Here is a 14,850-nt window from a genome sequence, read left to right as displayed (position 1 = left end):
GTTGAAGCTGCCGCAGCGGCAACCGCAACGGCGCATTACGCCGCGCTGCGGCACATTTCCGCAACAGCTAGGGCTGCCCGGCCATCTCCAGATTCTCCAGCGCCTCGAGCCACAGCGCCTCGGCGCGCTTCATCGCCTGCCGCGCCTCGGCATGCTTGCGGTTCCATTTCCCCGACTCCGCCGGGTTCTGGTAGATGCCCGGATCGGCCAGCTTGGCGTCCAGCTTCTCCAGCATCTCGGTCAGCTTCTGCACGCGGTCCTCGGCCTTGCGCACCTCGGCGCGCAGCGACAGGACCTCGTCCCGCGGCAAGCGGCGCGGGGTCGGCGCAGGCTTCTGGGCGTCGGGCTGGGCAGGCTCGCGCGCGGGCCTCGCCTGCGTCTCGCCGGTCAGGAGGAAGCGGCGGTAATCGTCCAGATCCCCCTCGAACGGCGCCACGTCGCCGTCCTTGACCAGCCACAGCCGATCCGCGACGAGGCCCAGCAGGTGCATGTCGTGGCTGACCAGCACCACCGCGCCTGGATAGTCGTTCAGCGCCAGCGACAACGCCTCGCGGCTTTCGATGTCGAGGTGGTTGGTCGGCTCGTCCAGAACCAGCAGATGCGGCGCGTCGATGGTCGCGATCAGCAGCGACAGCCGCGCCTTCTGCCCGCCCGACAGCGCCTTGACCTTCGTCTCGGCCTGCGCCTCCATCAGGCCGAAGCCCGCCAGCCGGGCGCGCAGCCGCGCCGGCCCCTCGTCGGGGCGCAGGCGGCGGACATGGTCCAAGGGCGTCTCGTCCAGGTGCAGCTCGTCCACCTGGTGCTGGGCGAAGTAGCCGACGCGCAGCTTGGACGAGCGGGTGACATGACCCTCCATCGCGACCAGCCGCTCGGCCAGCAGCTTCGAGAGGGTGGACTTGCCCTGCCCGTTCCGGCCCAGAAGCGCGATCCGGTCGTCCTGGTCGATCCTGAGCGACAGCTTGCGCAGCACCGCGCGCCCGTCATAGCCGACCGCCGTGCCTTCCATCGCCACGATGGGGGGCGACAGCTCCTCGGGGGCGGGGAAGGTGAAGCGGTGGAACTTGGCCTCCTCGGGCGCGGTGATCGGCTCCATCTTGGCCAGCATCTTCACGCGGGACTGCGCCTGCCGGGCCTTGCTGGCCTTGGCCTTGAAGCGGTCCACGAAGGCCTGAAGATGCGCCCGCCGGTCGGCCTGCTTGCGCGCCTCGGCCGCCTGGATCGCCCGCTTCTCGGCCCGCGCCTTGGTGAAGGCGTCATAGCCGCCGGTATAGAGCGTCAGCTGCTTGGCTTCGAGATGAAGGATATGCCCCACCGCGCGGTTCAGCAGGTCGCGGTCGTGGCTGATGATGATGACGGTGTGCGGGTAGCGGGCCAGATAGCCCTCCAGCCACAGCGCGCCCTCGAGGTCCAGATAGTTCGTCGGCTCGTCCAGCAGCAGAAGGTCGGGCTGGGCGAAGAGCACCCCGGCCAGCGCCACGCGCATCCGCCAGCCGCCCGAGAAGTCGCTGGTCGGCCGCCCCTGATCCTCGGTCGAGAAGCCGAGCCCGCCGAGGATGGTCGAGGCCCGCGCCTCGGCCGACCAGGCGTCGATGTCGGCCAGCCGGCCGTGGATTTCGGCGATGCGGTGCGGGTCGGTCGCCGTTTCCGCCTCGGTCATCAGCGCGCTGCGCTCGGCATCGGCGTCCAGCACCGTGTCCAGCACCGAGCGGCCCGTCGCCGCGGATTCCTGGGCAACGCCGCCGATCCGCGCCCGCGAGGGCAGCTCGATCGCGCCGCCGTCCAGCGACAGCTCGCCCCGGATCAGCCGGAACAGCGTCGTCTTGCCGGCCCCGTTCGGCCCGACGAGGCCGACCTTGTGGCCAGAGGGAATCGTGGCGCTGGCCCCTGAAAACAGCGGCCGGCCTTGGATGGAATAGGTGATGTCATCGATGCGCAGCATGGCGCCGGGCATGGCCCATCCCCGCAGGCCCGTCAATGGTCCGTCTTGATTATAGATATGTGATACTATAACGCTATCGCTACTTCCAGAGGGGACACGCCATGAGCAAAGACAACCGCCTTCCCGTCACCGTGCTGTCGGGCTTTCTGGGCGCCGGAAAGACGACGCTGCTGAACAACGTGCTGAACAACCGCGAGGGGCGGCGCGTCGCTGTGATCGTCAACGACATGTCCGAGGTGAACATCGACGCGGACCTTCTGCGCGCCGAGGGCGGCATGGCGAGGGCCGAGGAAACGCTGGTCGAGATGTCGAACGGCTGCATCTGCTGCACGCTGCGCGAGGACCTGCTGGTCGAGGTGCGCCGCCTGGCCGAGGCCGGCCGTTTCGACCAGCTTCTGATCGAATCGACGGGCATCTCCGAGCCGCTGCCCGTCGCCACCACTTTCGAGTTCGCGGACGAGACCGGCGCCAGCCTGTCGGACGTGGCGCGGCTGGACACGATGGTGACGGTGGTGGACGCGGTCAACCTGCTGCGCGACTTCTCCAGCCACGACTTCCTCGCCGACCGGGGCGAGGTCATGGGCGATGAGGATAACCGGACGCTGGTCGATCTGCTGACCGACCAGATCGAGTTCGCCGACGTCATCGTGCTGAACAAATGCAGCGACGCGGGCCGCTCGGCGGTCGATGCGGCGCTCAAGGTGATCCGGGCGCTGAACGCCGATGCGCGCATCCTCCAGACCGACCACGGCTGCGTGCCTGCCGCGCAGATCCTGGACACCGGCCTCTTCGACTTCGAGCGCGCGCACCAGCACCCGATGTGGGCGAAGGAGCTTTACGGCTTCGCCGAGCACATCCCCGAGACCGAGGAATACGGCGTCACCTCCTTCGTCTACCGCGCCCGCCGCCCCTTCGAGCCGCGCAAGGTCCACGAGGTGCTGAACGGCGCCCTGCCCGGCGTCATCCGCGCCAAGGGCCATTTCTGGCTGGCGACGCGGCCCGATTGGGTGGCTGAATTCTCGCTGGCCGGCGCGCTCTCCAGCGTGCGCCCGCTCGGGCAATGGTGGGCCTCGGTGCCCGAGGATCGCTGGCCGACCCATCCCGAGGGGCGGCGCTACCTGCAGCAGCACTGGGCCGAGCCCTATGGCGACCGCCGGCAGGAGCTGGTCTTCATCGGCGCAGGCATGGACGAGGATCATATCCGGGCACGCCTGGACGCATGCCTCCTGGGCGAGGAATGGGGCGAGAACCCGGCCGGCTGGACCGCCCTGCCCGACCCGTTCCCCCTCTGGCGCCGCGCCGCCGAGGCCGCCTGATGCGCGCGGGCATGGCACGCCGGGTCCGGGCGGACCAGGCAGGTGGCAACCTGGGCCATGTCGCGCTCCGCCGCCGCAGCCGGTGCGCCGATCCCATGGCGGCTTTCGACGCCCTGCCTCGCCCGCTGCGCGCCTGGCTCGCGGCTGCCGCGCTGCCGTGGTCGCCGGCCTCCTGCCTGCGCCTCTGGTCCCGCCTGCGCGCCCGCGGCGCCTCCGAGCCAGAGGCGCTGGCGGCGCTGACGGCGGCCGAGTTGCGGGCGCTGGAGCGCGAGCTGAAGACCCGAGGCTGACCCTGCGTCAGCGGCGGCGGCACTGGCATCCGGCCGCGGCAGCCCCCAGATCGCGAGGACGGAAATGACGAATGACAAAGGAGCCGCCATGCGCGCCGTCCGCCACGAGACCTTCGGCGATCCCGCCGAGGTCCTCTCCCTCGCAGAGATCCCCGACCTCCATCCCGCCCGCGGCCAGATCCTGCTGCGCGTCACCCTGTCGCCGATCCACAACCACGATTTGTGGACGATCCGCGGCAGCTACGGCGTGCGCCCGGACCTGCCCGCTACCGGCGGCAGCGAGGCGGTCGGAACGGTCGAGGCCGTCGGACCCGATGTCGACCCGGCCATGGTCGGCCGCCGCGTCGCGGTCGCAGGGCTGAAGGGCTCCTGGGCCGAGTTCGCGCTGGCCCCCGCCGCCGCCGCCATTCCGGTGCCCGAGGGGATGCCGGACGAGGCCGCCGCGCAGCTGATCGCCATGCCCTTCAGCGCGATCACCCTGCTCGAGTTTCTGGGCGTCAAGGAGGGCGACCGCGTCATCCAGACCGCCGCCAACGGCGCCGTCGGCAAGATCCTGAGCGTGCTGGCAGAGGCGCGGGGGATCAAGGTCCTGAACCTCGTGCGCCGCGCCGAGGCCGCCGAAGAGCTGGCGGCGGCCGGCAATCTCGACACGCTCGGCACGGACGATCCGGACTGGCTGAAGCGCGCCCGCGAGATCGTCGGACCCGAGGGTGCCCGCGCCGCGGTCGACTCGGTCGGCGGCGAGGTCGCCGGGGGGCTGGTCGAGCTCTTGAGCGAGGACGGGCTGCTGGTCACCTTCGGCTCGATGACCGGCGAGCCGCTGCAGCTGCCGACCGGCCCGATCATCTTCAAGCAGCTGACGGTGAAGGGCTTCTGGGGCGCGAAGGTGATGCCCGCCACGCCCGAGGCGGACCGGCAGCGCATGTTCGCCGAGCTGATCGGCCTCGTCATGGACGGGCGCCTGTCCCTGACCTCGGGCGGCACCTTCGGGCTGGACCAGGCGGCCGAGGCGGTCCGGGCCAGCCTCAGCCCCGGCCGCAGCGGCAAGATCATGTTCCGCCCCTGACGGCCCGCACATCGGCTTGCTGAAGGTGGCGGGGTCAGCCGGTCTTCGGCTGCGTCTCCGCCAGATAATGGCGCACCGCGGCGGCGACATGGCGAAAGCGGTCGCCGCCTAGCTCCTTGCCGCCATACCATCGGGTCACGATGACGACATGGTCCCGCAGCTCGGCCCGTTCCAGCATCTGCAGGATCAGCTGCCCGGCGCCGGCCTCGCCATCGTCCTCGCGCACAGGACCGGCGGCGAAGATGGCGGCCCAGCTGTGATGCGTCGCCTTGCGAAAGCGGCCGCGCGCGGTCAGCTGCGCCAGCAGCGCGTCCGCGGCGGCCCGGCTGGCGGCAGGTCCGCCCGAGACGGCATAGCGCGAGCCGCGGTCGCTGATGATCCCGTCAAAGACCTGAAGGCTCACCGGCCCGCCGCGATCCGGCGCTCGATGGCGACCCAGATCGCCTCGGCAGCGTTGGTGCCGTCGAAACGCTCCAGCTCCTGGATGCCGGTGGGCGAGGTCACGTTGATCTCGGTGAGCCAGCCGTCGATGACGTCGATGCCCGTGAAGATCAGGCCCTTGTCGCGCAGCACCGGGGCAAGCCGCGCGCAGATCTCGCGTTCGCGCTCGGTGATGCCGATCTTTTCCGCGCGCCCGCCGACATGCATGTTGGAACGGGCCTCGCCTTCCTGCGGAACGCGGTTGATGGCGCCGACCGGCTCGCCATCGACCAGGATGATCCGCTTGTCCCCCTGGACGACTGCCGGCAGGTATTTCTGCGCGATCATCGGCTCGCGGTTGATGCCGGCGAAGGTCTCGAGCAGCGAGGCGAGGTTGGGATCGCCCGGCTTGATGTGAAAGACGCCCGCGCCGCCATTGCCGTAGAGCGGCTTCACGATGATCTCGCCGTGCCGGGCGCGGAAGGCGCGCAGGGCGGCCGGATCGCGGGCGATCATCGTGGGCGGCGTCAGGTCAGGGAAGTCAAGGACCATCAGCTTCTCGGGGCAGTTGCGCACCCAGAACGGATCGTTGACCACCATGACCTGGTCGCGGACGCGGTCGAGCAGATGGGTCGAGGTGACATAGCCCATGTCGAACGGCGGGTCCTGGCGCAGCCAGACGACGTCGAACTCGGTCAGCTCGATCTCCGCCCAGTCCCCGAAGGTGACGTGATCGCCCGCCACCGGCCGCAGCGTGACCGGCCGGCCCCGCGCGATCACCCGCCCCTCGTCGTAGCGCAGCTGGTCGACGGTGTACTGGAACAGCCGGTGCCCCCGCCGCTCGGCCTCGAGGCCGATGCGGAACGTGCTGTCGGCGGTGACCGAGACATGCTCGATCGGGTCCATCTGCAAGGCGACGAAAAGGCTCATGCCGGATCTCCGAGTTTCAGCGTGATCTTGTCGCGCGGAGACCGGCGGGATGCAAGGGACCGGATCAGAAGGCGTCGAAGGCGTTCGGGATGATCTCGACCCGGCCCAGCCCGTCGACCAGCGCCGCGTCGAAGCGCATCGGCGTCAGGGGCGAGATGCCGGCCTTGTCGCAGAAGCACCCGGCAGCAAGGCAGATCCGGTCCATCTGCGCCCGGCCGAGCCGCTCGGCCGCCACGGCATGCGTGGCCGCCTTCTTCACCTCGACGAAGACGATGTCCTCGCCCTGACGCAGGATCAGATCGATCTCGGCGCCGCCGCCCCGCCACCGGCTGGCCAGAAGCTCAGCGCCGTGGCGCAGGTAGTGGCGCAGGACGGCGTCCTCGGCCATCGTTCCGGATGCGTAGGCGAGCCGGCCGCGCTGCCGGCGCGCAACGGAAACGGCTGCGCCGGCCGTGATGTCCCTGACGTGAAGCCCCATCCTCGTCCCTCCCTCGCGCCTGCGGCGCTAATCCTTGCGGGCCATCTCGAGCGCGCGCTGATAGAGATCGCGCCGCGCCAGACCCAGCTCCTTCGCGGCCTCGCGTGCCGCGTCCTTCACCGACAGCTCGGCGAGATGGCGCCGCAGAACCTCCTCGACCCGCGCATCGTCGTGCACGACGGTCCCGGGTCGGTCGATCACCATGACGACCTCGCCCTTCAGCGTCTCGAGCGCGGGATCGGCCGCGAGATCCGCCGCCTTGCCGCGGATCACCTCCTCGAACTTCTTCGTCAGCTCCCTCGCCACGACCGTAACCCGTTCCCCGGCAATCTCGCACAAGTCCCCCAATGTTCGGTTAACGCGCCGGGGGCTTTCGAACAGGATCAGCGTCGCATCCACCGCCAGCCATTGCCGCAGCCATGTCTGGCGCGCCGCGGAGGTCGCCGGAGGAAAGCCGAGGAACAGGAAGCGGTCGCTCGGCAGGCCGGACAGGCTCAGCGCCGCCAGCGCGGCCGAAGGTCCCGGGAGCACATGGACCCGCGCCCCCGCCCCTGCCGCGTCCAGCGCCAGGCGGTATCCGGGATCGGCCACCAGCGGGGTGCCGGCATCCGAGCAGTAGGCGACGCTGGCGCCGCCGGCCAGGGCTGACAGAAGCGCGGGGCGGGCGCGGTCGCCGTTGTGGTCGTGATAGGCGATGATGCGGCGGCCGCGCAGCGGGATGCCGTGGATGTCCATGAGGTGGCGCAGCACGCGCGTGTCCTCGGCCGCCAGCATGTCGGCGCTGTTCAGCACGTCAAGCGCCCGCAGGGTGATGTCGCGCGCCGCGCCGATCGGGGTCGCGACGAGGTAGAGGCCGGGATCGAGCCGCGCCGCCTCGACATGCGCCGAAAGCCGGCGAGCGGGCTCGGGAATGCGGGGGGCCTGTTCGCTCATGCTGCCTCCTGTGGCGGGCGCCGGGTGGGTGGCCACGGCCCAGATTGCCAAGGCAGGGGCCAGACCCTAGGCTGCAGGCACTGCTGCCGTCCGACAATGCCTCTTGCAGGGAAGTTTCACATGTTCGCATCCGCCACAACCCGGCCCTTCACTGGTCCGAGACGTCTTCTGTTGCGCGCGGGCGCGGTGCTTTCCGCCTTCCTGCTTGCCGCCTGCGATCCCGTCGGCGGCGCCGAAGAGACCGGCGGCCCCGAGATCGGCCAGCTGATCCAGCCCGGCCAGCCGGTGCGGGTGGCGCTGCTGGCGCCGGCGGGCAGTGGGTCGGCGGATCTGGAATGGCTCTCGCGCAGCCTCAAGAACGCCGCGCGGATGGCGGCAGGCGATGCGCAGGGGGCCAGCATCGACCTCCGGCTCTACGACACCGCCGGCTCAACCGCGCAGGCCGTGGCGCAGGCCAATGCCGCCGTGGATGCCGGGGCGCAGATCATCGTCGGGCCGCTCTTCGCGGATGCCGCCAACGCCGTCGGCGCGGCCATGCTGCCGCGCAACGTGAACGTGCTGTCGCTGTCCAACAACACGCAGGTCGCGGGCGGCAACGTCTTCATCCTGGGCAACAGCTTCGAGAATGTCGCGGACCGGCTGGTCGGCTACGGCCTCGCGCAGGGCAAGCGCAACGTCTATGTCGTGGCCGAGGATGACGTCGCCGGCCAGTTGGGCGGCCGCGCCATCGAGCGGGCCATCGCCCGGCAGGGCGCGCGGCTGGCGGGGCGGACGAATCACCCCGTCTCGATCAGCGGCGTCGATGCGGCGACGCCCCGCATCGCCGCCGCCGCCCGCTCGGGTCAGGTGGACGCGGTCTTCATGACCGGCAACAACCAGGCCGTCCTGCCCTACCTGACCGAGCGCCTGGCGGCCGCCGGCGTCACCTCTCAGGTCACGCAGTTCATGGGCCTGACGCGGTGGGACCAGCCGGCCGAGCGCCTGCGCATGGCCCAGCTGGCCGAGGGCTGGTTCGCCATCCCCGACCAGACCCTGCTGCGCCAGTTCGAGACGCGCTATGCCCAGGCCCATGGCGAGGCGCCGCATCCGCTGGCCTTCCTCGCCTATGACGGCGTCGCGGCCGTTGCCTCGCTCGCGCGGACGGGCCGGGCGAACGCGCTGACCACCACGGGCCTGACGCAGCGCGCGGGCTTTGCCGGCGTCGGCGGCGTCTTCCGCCTGCAGCGCGACGGGACGATCCAGCGCGGCCTGTCGGTCGCGACGATCCGCGGCGGGCAGCTGGTGATCCTCGATCCCGCGCCGCGCAGCAGCCGCGGCCTCGGCTCCTGATCCAACCTCCGGCACCCGGCAAGCCCATGACCCAGATCCAGAGCGCGCCGGCCCTGCCCGGCGCCGCAGACATCTTCGAGCCCGCGACTTTCCTGCCGCTGCTGGACCAGCACCTGGCGGGCGAGACCGACGCCCGGCGCATCCGCCAGCTGACCGTCGAGCTGCTGGCCGAGCAGCGCGCCCGCGCCATGTCCGACATCGAGGCGGGCTTTTCCAGCCACCCCCGCGCCGCGCGCGAGACGGTCCGCGCCATCGCCAGCCTGACCGACGGGCTGGTGACCGCCGTCCATCACGTCGCCACGACGCGCCTGCACCCGCAGCGCTCACCGTCGGAATCCGAGCGGCTGGCGGTGCTGGCGGTCGGGGGTTACGGGCGGGCCGAGATGGCGCCCTCGTCGGATGTCGACCTGCTGTTCCTGACGCCCTGGAAGATCACGGCCTGGGCCGAGAGCGTCGTCGAATCGATGCTCTACATGATGTGGGACCTGAAGCTGAAGATCGGCCACTCGATCCGCAGCGTGGACGACTGCCTGCGCCTCGGCGCAAGCGACATGGTGATCCGCACCTCGCTGGTCGAACACCGGCTGGTGACCGGCCATGCGCCCCTGGCCGAGGAACTGCGCCACCGCCTCTGGTCCGAGCTGTTCGAGAGGACGGTCCCCGAATTCATCGAGGCCAAGCTCGAGGAGCGCGCTGCCCGCCACGCGCGCCAGGGCGGCCAGCGCTACGTGCTCGAGCCGAACGTGAAGGAGGGCAAGGGCGGCCTGCGCGACCTCCAGACCCTCTATTGGATTGCGAAATACATCCACCGCGTGGACCGGGCGGTCGAGCTGGTGGACCTTGGCGTCTTCACCCGCGACGAGCATCAGGCCTTCTGGCAGGCCGAGGATTTCCTCTGGGCCGTGCGCTGCCACCTGCACCTGATCGCGGGCCGGCCCGTCGATGTGCTGTCCTTCGACATGCAGGTCGAGGTCGCGCGCCGCATGGGCTTTGCCGACGGTCCCGCCCGGCGCGGCGTCGAATACTTCATGCAGCACTACTTCCGCCACGCGACCCGCGTTGGCGAGCTGACGCGCATCTTCCTGACCGAGCTGGAGGCCCGCCATGTCCGCAGCGCCCCGCTGATCGGGCGCCTGTTCCGGCGCCGCAAGAAGATGCGGCCGGGCTTCGTGGACAAGCAGGGGCGCCTCTCCATCGAGGACGAGAAGAGCTTCCTCGCCGATCCGCTGAACATCCTGCGCCTCTTCGAGGAGGCGCTGCGGGCGAGCATCCTGATCCATCCCGACGCGATGCGCGTGGTCGCCGCCAACCTGGACCTGGTTGACGAGCATGTGCAGACCGACCCCGAGGCGATCCGCATCTTCATGGACCTGCTGCTGAAGCACGGAAACCCCGAGCGCGCCCTGCGCCGGATGAACGAGCTGGGCGTTCTCGCCGCCTTCATCCCGGAATTCGAGCCGGTCGTGGCGATGATGCAGTTCAACCACTATCATCACTACACGGTGGACGAGCACTCGATCCAATGCGTCGCCGCCTTGGCCGAGATCGAGCGGGGCGAGCATCCCGAGGACCTGCCCCTGTCATCCGAAATCATGCAGGTGGCGGGGCTGAACCGGCGCGTCCTTTATCTGGCGACGCTGCTGCACGACATCGGCAAGGGCCGGCCCGAGGACCACGCGATTCTCGGCGCGCACATCGCCCGCCGCATCGCCACCCGCTTCGGGCTGGAGCGGGACGAGATCGAGACGATCGAGTGGCTCGTCCGCAATCACCTGCTGATGTCGGACGTGGCGCAGAAGCGCGACATCAGCGACCCGCGCACGCTGCGCGACTTCGCCAAGGCGGTGAAGACCCGGCGGCGGCTGGACATGCTGCTGGTCCTGACCGTCTGCGACATCCGCGGCGTCGGGCCGGGGACGTGGAACAACTGGAAGGCCATGCTGCTGCGCAAGCTGCACAGCGAGACGGCGGCGGCCTTGGAAAACGGCCTCGAAGAGCTGAACCGAGACCGCCGGCAGGCCGAGGCCAAGCGCAGCCTCCGGCACATGCTGATCGCCAAGGGCTGGGACATGCGCGAGATTCGGGCCGAGCTGGGCCGCCACTACGACGCTTACTGGCCGGGCCTTCCGACCCACACGCAGGCAAGCTTCGCCGAGATGCTGCGCGGCATCGGCCCGGACGAGATCCGCATCGAGCTGCGCGCCGACCACGATCGCGACGCCACCCGCGCCGCCTTCGTGCTGGCCGACCATCCCGGCATCTTCTCGCGCCTCGCCGGCGCGCTGTCGCTGACCGGCGCAAACGTCGTGGACGCGCGCACCTACACGACCCGCGACGGCTTCGCGACCGCCGTCTTCTGGGTGCAGGACGCCGAGGGTCACCCCTTCGCCGAGGACCGCCTGCCGCGCCTGCGCCAGACCATCCTGCGCACCCTCGCCGGCGAAATCGTCGCGCGCGAGGCCTTCGCCAGCCGCGACAAGCCCAAGAAGCGCAACAGCGAGTTCCGCTTCCCGACGCATATCACCTTCGACAACGAGGGCAGCGACATCTACACCATCATAGAGGTGGACACGCGCGACCGCCCCGGCCTGCTCTATGACCTGACGCGGACGCTGGCGGCCAACCACATCCAGATCGTCAGCGCGGTCATTGCCACCTTCGGGGCTCAGGTGGTGGACAGTTTCTACGTCAAGGATATGTTCGGCCTGAAATTGCACAGCGCCTCGAAACGCGAGTCGCTGGAAAAGAAGCTGCGCGCGGCGATTGCCGACGGGGCCAAACGGGCAGAGGCATAGGGACATGAAATCCGGACTGGTGCGCGGCTTCCTCGCGGTGGGAAGCTGGACGCTGCTGTCGCGCGTGACGGGCTTCGGCCGCGACATCCTGATGGCGCGCTGGCTGGGCAGCGGCGCCGTCACCGACGCCTTCTTCGTGGCGCTGGCCCTGCCCAACATGTTCCGCCGCTTCTTCGCCGAGGGCGCCTTCAACACCGCCTTCGTGCCGATGTTCTCCAAGAAGCTGGGCGATCGCGACGACGCGCAACGCTTCGCGCGGGACGCCTTCAACGGGCTCTTCTTCTGCGTGCTGCTGCTGACCGGCGTCGCGCTGGTCGCCATGCCGGGGCTCGTCTTCCTGATGGCGGCGGGCTTCACCGGCGACGAGCGGTTCGATCTGGCCGTGACCTATGGCCGGATCATGTTCCCCTATATCCTGATGATTTCGCTGGCCGCGATGATCTCGGGCGTCTTGAATGCCAACGGCCGCTTCACCGCGGCGGCGGCGGCGCCGGTGCTGCTGAACCTGCTGTTCCTCGTGGCGATGGTCATCGCGCGGCTTCAGGGCTGGGACATCGGCATGACGCTGGCCTGGGCGACCCCGCTGACCGGGATCGCGCAGCTCGCGCTTGTCTGGTGGGACGCGCACCGGAACGGCTGGACCTTCACCCCGCGCCTGCCGCGCCTCACGCCCGAGATGCGCCGCCTCGTCCGCGTCGCGACCCCCGCGATCCTCGCGGGCGGGGTCGTGCAGATCAACCTCCTCGTCGGCCGGCAGGTCGCCAGCCAGTTCGAGGGCGCGATCTCGTGGCTCAACTACTCGGACCGGCTCTACCAGCTGCCGCTCGGCATCGTCGGCGCGGCGGTCGCCGTGGTCCTGCTGCCCGAGCTGTCGCGGCGGCTCGAGGCCGGGGACACCGTGGGCGGCCAGGCCGCCTACAACCGCGCGACCGAGTTCGGCCTGTTCCTGACCCTGCCCGCCGCCTTCGCCATCGCGGTCATCGCCGAGCCGATGGTCAGCGCCCTCTTCCAGCGCGGCGCCTTCACCGAGTTCGACACGCAGCAGACCGCGGCAGCGCTGATCGTCTACGCGCTCGGCCTGCCGGCCTTCGTGCTGCAGAAGATCCTGCAACCGCTCTACTTCGCGCGCGAGGACACGCGCACCCCCTTCCGCTTCGCCGTCAACTCGATGATCGTGAACGCGGTCGTGGCGGTCAGCCTGATGCCGGTGATCGGGTTCCTGGCGGCGGCGCTGGCGACCTCGCTGGCGGCCTGGGTCATGGCGGGCCAACTCTGGTGGGGCACGCGCCGCATGGGCGCCGCGGTGCAGTTCGACGCGCGGCTGAAGCGCGCCCTCCCCCGGCTGCTCATCTGCTGCGTGCTGATGGCACTGGCGCTTTGGGGGATGCGGATGATGCTGGTGGATGTCCGGCGCATCCCGTCCCTGGCGATCCTGGTCTTCGGCGGCGCGGCGATCTACTTCGCGCTGGCCTGGGCCATCGCCGGCTACCGCCTGTCCGAGCTGAAGGCGGCGGTCCGGCGCGGCTAGCGCGCCCGGATCTGCCGCAGCGCGCGGGCCATGCCGCCATCGACCAGCAGGAACGACAGCCCGAAGCCCACCGCGAAGCCCGCGACTTCGGCGATCCAGCCGTGGCCCTGCGGGCCGTAGAGCAGGCCGAAGACCAGCTGGAACAACAAGAGCATCCCGATCAGCAGGAAGGCCCGCATCCGGTTGGCGTTCTTCGCCGCAAGCCGCGTCCAGAGCAGGAAGGTGAAGGCCCCGACAAGGCCGTAGACCGCCGGGTAGCCCCCGATCAGCAGCGTCGGGCGGATGCCGAGCGGGCCGATCACCGCCGCATAGACCAGCGCCCCGCCGATGGCCGAGCCGAAGAACAGCGCCAGCACGGCGGCGGGGCGGAAGTTCTGCGCGACCATGTTGCCGAGGGCCAAGGTGAAGACGACGACGAACAGCGCATGGGTCAGCGAGACATGGACGAAGGGGAAGGAGAAGGCGCGGTAGAGCTGCCCGAAGTCCACCACGCCCACCTGCCAGACGCGCTGCGCCAGTTCGGGCGGGAAGGCGGCGAAGCGGATCGCGTCGAGGCGCAGCCCCACGCCTTGCGCGCCGCCGATGAAGCCGGCCGAGCCGAGCGCCAGAACGGCCTCCACCGCGATGATCGGCAGGGCCAGCAGCCAGATGACCGGCGGCAGCGGGTTGATGGGCGATTGGGTCAGGCCGGGGCGCATCGGAAATCCTTGCCGGTTGCTTCACGTCCCGCCAACCGCTAAGCCACGGGCCAGCAAATTCCAAGGCAGGCCGCTCATGTCCGACCCGATCAACGCCCAGTTCCGCCCCCGCATCTTCTCGGGCATCCAGCCTTCGGGCGGGCTGACGCTTGGCAACTACCTGGGCGCGTTGAAGCGCTTCGCGGCCCTGCAAGGCGGCGAGGCCGAGACGATCTACTGCATCGTGGATCTGCACGCGATCACCGTCTGGCAGGAGCCCGAGCAGCTGCGCGCCCGCATCCGCGAGGCGGCGGCGGCCTTCATGGCGGCGGGCGTGGACCCGGCGCAGTCGATCCTCTTCAACCAGAGCCAGGTCAGCGCCCATGCCGAAATGGCGTGGCTGTTCAACACCGTGGCGCGCGTCGGCTGGATGTACCGGATGACGCAGTTCAAGGACAAGGCGGGCAAGAACAGCGAGAACGCCAGCCTCGGGCTTCTGGCTTATCCCGCGCTGATGGCCGCCGACATCCTGACCTATCAGGCCACCGCCGTGCCGGTGGGTGAGGACCAGAAGCAGCATCTGGAGCTGACGCGCGACATCGCCGCCAAGTTCAACCACGACTACGGCGTCACGCATTTTCCGATCACCGAGCCGCTGATCGAGGGCGTCGCGACCCGCGTCATGTCCCTACGCGACGGCTCCAGGAAGATGTCGAAGTCCGACCCTTCGGATGCCAGCCGCATCAACCTGACGGACGATGCCGACACCATTGCCACAAAGATCCGCAAGGCGCGCACCGATGCCGACCCGCTGCCGGGCAGCATGGAGGGGCTCAAGGACCGGCCCGAGGCGAAGAATCTCGTGAACATCTACGCCGCGCTGGCCGACGAGACGCCGGACGAGGTTCTGGCCCGCTTCGAAGGTCAGGGCTTCGGCGCCTTCAAGCCCGCGCTGGCCGAGGTGGCGGTGTCCGCCCTCAGCCCCATCACCGCGCGGATGTCGGACTACATGGCCGATCCCGCCCAGATCGACCGGACGCTGGCCGACGGCGCCGACCGCGCGGCCGCCATCGCCCTGCCGATCCTCGAGCGCACGAAAGAGATCATGGGCCTCCTGCGCACCCGCAACTGACCGATCCGACGCGACTT

Annotated in this window: 13 protein-coding genes; 7 read left to right on the top strand and 6 right to left on the bottom strand. The window is 70.0% G+C overall.

What is annotated here, in order from left to right:
• Positions 1-67 precede the first annotated feature (67 nt).
• Positions 68-1,939: an ABC-F family ATP-binding cassette domain-containing protein gene (locus BLP73_RS01460; RefSeq protein WP_090740047.1), complete on the bottom strand. Its 1,872-nt coding sequence runs from the start codon at positions 1,937-1,939 to the stop codon at positions 68-70.
• A 101-nt stretch (positions 1,940-2,040) separates the two neighbouring features.
• On the opposite strand from BLP73_RS01460, the gene BLP73_RS01455 reads away from it, so the two are divergent.
• From BLP73_RS01455 to BLP73_RS01445, 3 genes are all read left to right on the top strand, one after another.
• Positions 2,041-3,255, top strand: a complete 1,215-nt coding sequence (locus tag BLP73_RS01455) for a GTP-binding protein (protein ID WP_090739733.1) — start codon at positions 2,041-2,043, stop codon at positions 3,253-3,255.
• A gap of 11 nt (positions 3,256-3,266) precedes the next feature.
• Complete coding sequence (locus tag BLP73_RS01450) at positions 3,267-3,545, top strand: DUF6525 family protein (protein ID WP_090740045.1); 279 nt, start codon at positions 3,267-3,269, stop codon at positions 3,543-3,545.
• Positions 3,546-3,633: 88 nt separating this feature from the next.
• The gene (locus BLP73_RS01445) at positions 3,634-4,611 is read left to right on the top strand and encodes a zinc-binding dehydrogenase (RefSeq protein WP_090739732.1); all 978 of its coding nucleotides are present in this window, start codon (positions 3,634-3,636) and stop codon (positions 4,609-4,611) included.
• Positions 4,612-4,645: 34 nt separating this feature from the next.
• Here BLP73_RS01445 and BLP73_RS01440 read toward each other — a convergent pair whose 3' ends face one another.
• The 4 genes from BLP73_RS01440 to rsmI form a co-directional block, all read right to left on the bottom strand.
• Positions 4,646-5,014, bottom strand: coding sequence for a YigZ family protein (locus BLP73_RS01440; protein WP_090739731.1), 369 nt, complete (start codon positions 5,012-5,014; stop codon positions 4,646-4,648).
• Positions 5,011-5,961, bottom strand: a complete 951-nt coding sequence (gene gshB / locus BLP73_RS01435; RefSeq protein WP_090739730.1) for a glutathione synthase — start codon at positions 5,959-5,961, stop codon at positions 5,011-5,013. The genes BLP73_RS01440 and gshB overlap by 4 nt, the downstream gene beginning before the upstream one ends.
• Positions 5,962-6,025: 64 nt before the next feature.
• The gene (locus BLP73_RS01430; RefSeq protein ID WP_245686494.1) at positions 6,026-6,349 is read right to left on the bottom strand and encodes a YraN family protein; all 324 of its coding nucleotides are present in this window, start codon (positions 6,347-6,349) and stop codon (positions 6,026-6,028) included.
• Positions 6,350-6,466: 117 nt separating this feature from the next.
• A complete protein-coding gene (rsmI, locus tag BLP73_RS01425) occupies positions 6,467-7,372 on the bottom strand; it encodes a 16S rRNA (cytidine(1402)-2'-O)-methyltransferase (RefSeq protein ID WP_090739728.1) in 906 nt (301 codons plus the stop codon).
• Positions 7,373-7,492: 120 nt separating this feature from the next.
• Between rsmI and BLP73_RS01420 the strand changes: the two genes are divergently transcribed.
• From BLP73_RS01420 to murJ, 3 genes are read left to right on the top strand one after another with little or no spacing between them, the layout of a single operon-like run.
• A complete protein-coding gene (locus tag BLP73_RS01420; protein ID WP_090739727.1) occupies positions 7,493-8,701 on the top strand; it encodes a penicillin-binding protein activator in 1,209 nt (402 codons plus the stop codon).
• A gap of 26 nt (positions 8,702-8,727) precedes the next feature.
• Positions 8,728-11,496 (top strand): [protein-PII] uridylyltransferase, encoded by a 2,769-nt coding sequence (locus BLP73_RS01415; RefSeq protein WP_090739726.1) that lies wholly within the window; start codon positions 8,728-8,730, stop codon positions 11,494-11,496.
• A 4-nt stretch (positions 11,497-11,500) separates the two neighbouring features.
• Complete coding sequence (gene murJ, locus BLP73_RS01410; protein WP_090739725.1) at positions 11,501-13,024, top strand: murein biosynthesis integral membrane protein MurJ; 1,524 nt, start codon at positions 11,501-11,503, stop codon at positions 13,022-13,024.
• On the opposite strand, the gene BLP73_RS01405 is transcribed toward murJ, so the two are convergent.
• Positions 13,021-13,722 carry a rhomboid family intramembrane serine protease gene (locus tag BLP73_RS01405; protein WP_090739724.1) on the bottom strand — a complete coding sequence of 234 codons (702 nt, stop codon included), beginning with the start codon at positions 13,720-13,722 and terminating at the stop codon, positions 13,021-13,023. The two genes, murJ and BLP73_RS01405, sit on opposite strands and share 4 nt — an antisense overlap.
• Positions 13,723-13,798: 76 nt before the next feature.
• Here BLP73_RS01405 and trpS point away from each other — a divergent pair, with 76 nt between their 5' ends.
• A complete protein-coding gene (gene trpS, locus BLP73_RS01400) occupies positions 13,799-14,833 on the top strand; it encodes a tryptophan--tRNA ligase (protein ID WP_090739723.1) in 1,035 nt (344 codons plus the stop codon).
• Positions 14,834-14,850 lie beyond the last annotated feature (17 nt).

This window comes from Paracoccus tibetensis (genome assembly GCF_900102505.1).
Lineage (GTDB): Bacteria > Pseudomonadota > Alphaproteobacteria > Rhodobacterales > Rhodobacteraceae > Paracoccus > Paracoccus tibetensis.
The sequence above is the reverse complement of the archived record's forward strand: the minus strand, read 5'-3'. Positions and strand labels throughout refer to the sequence as shown.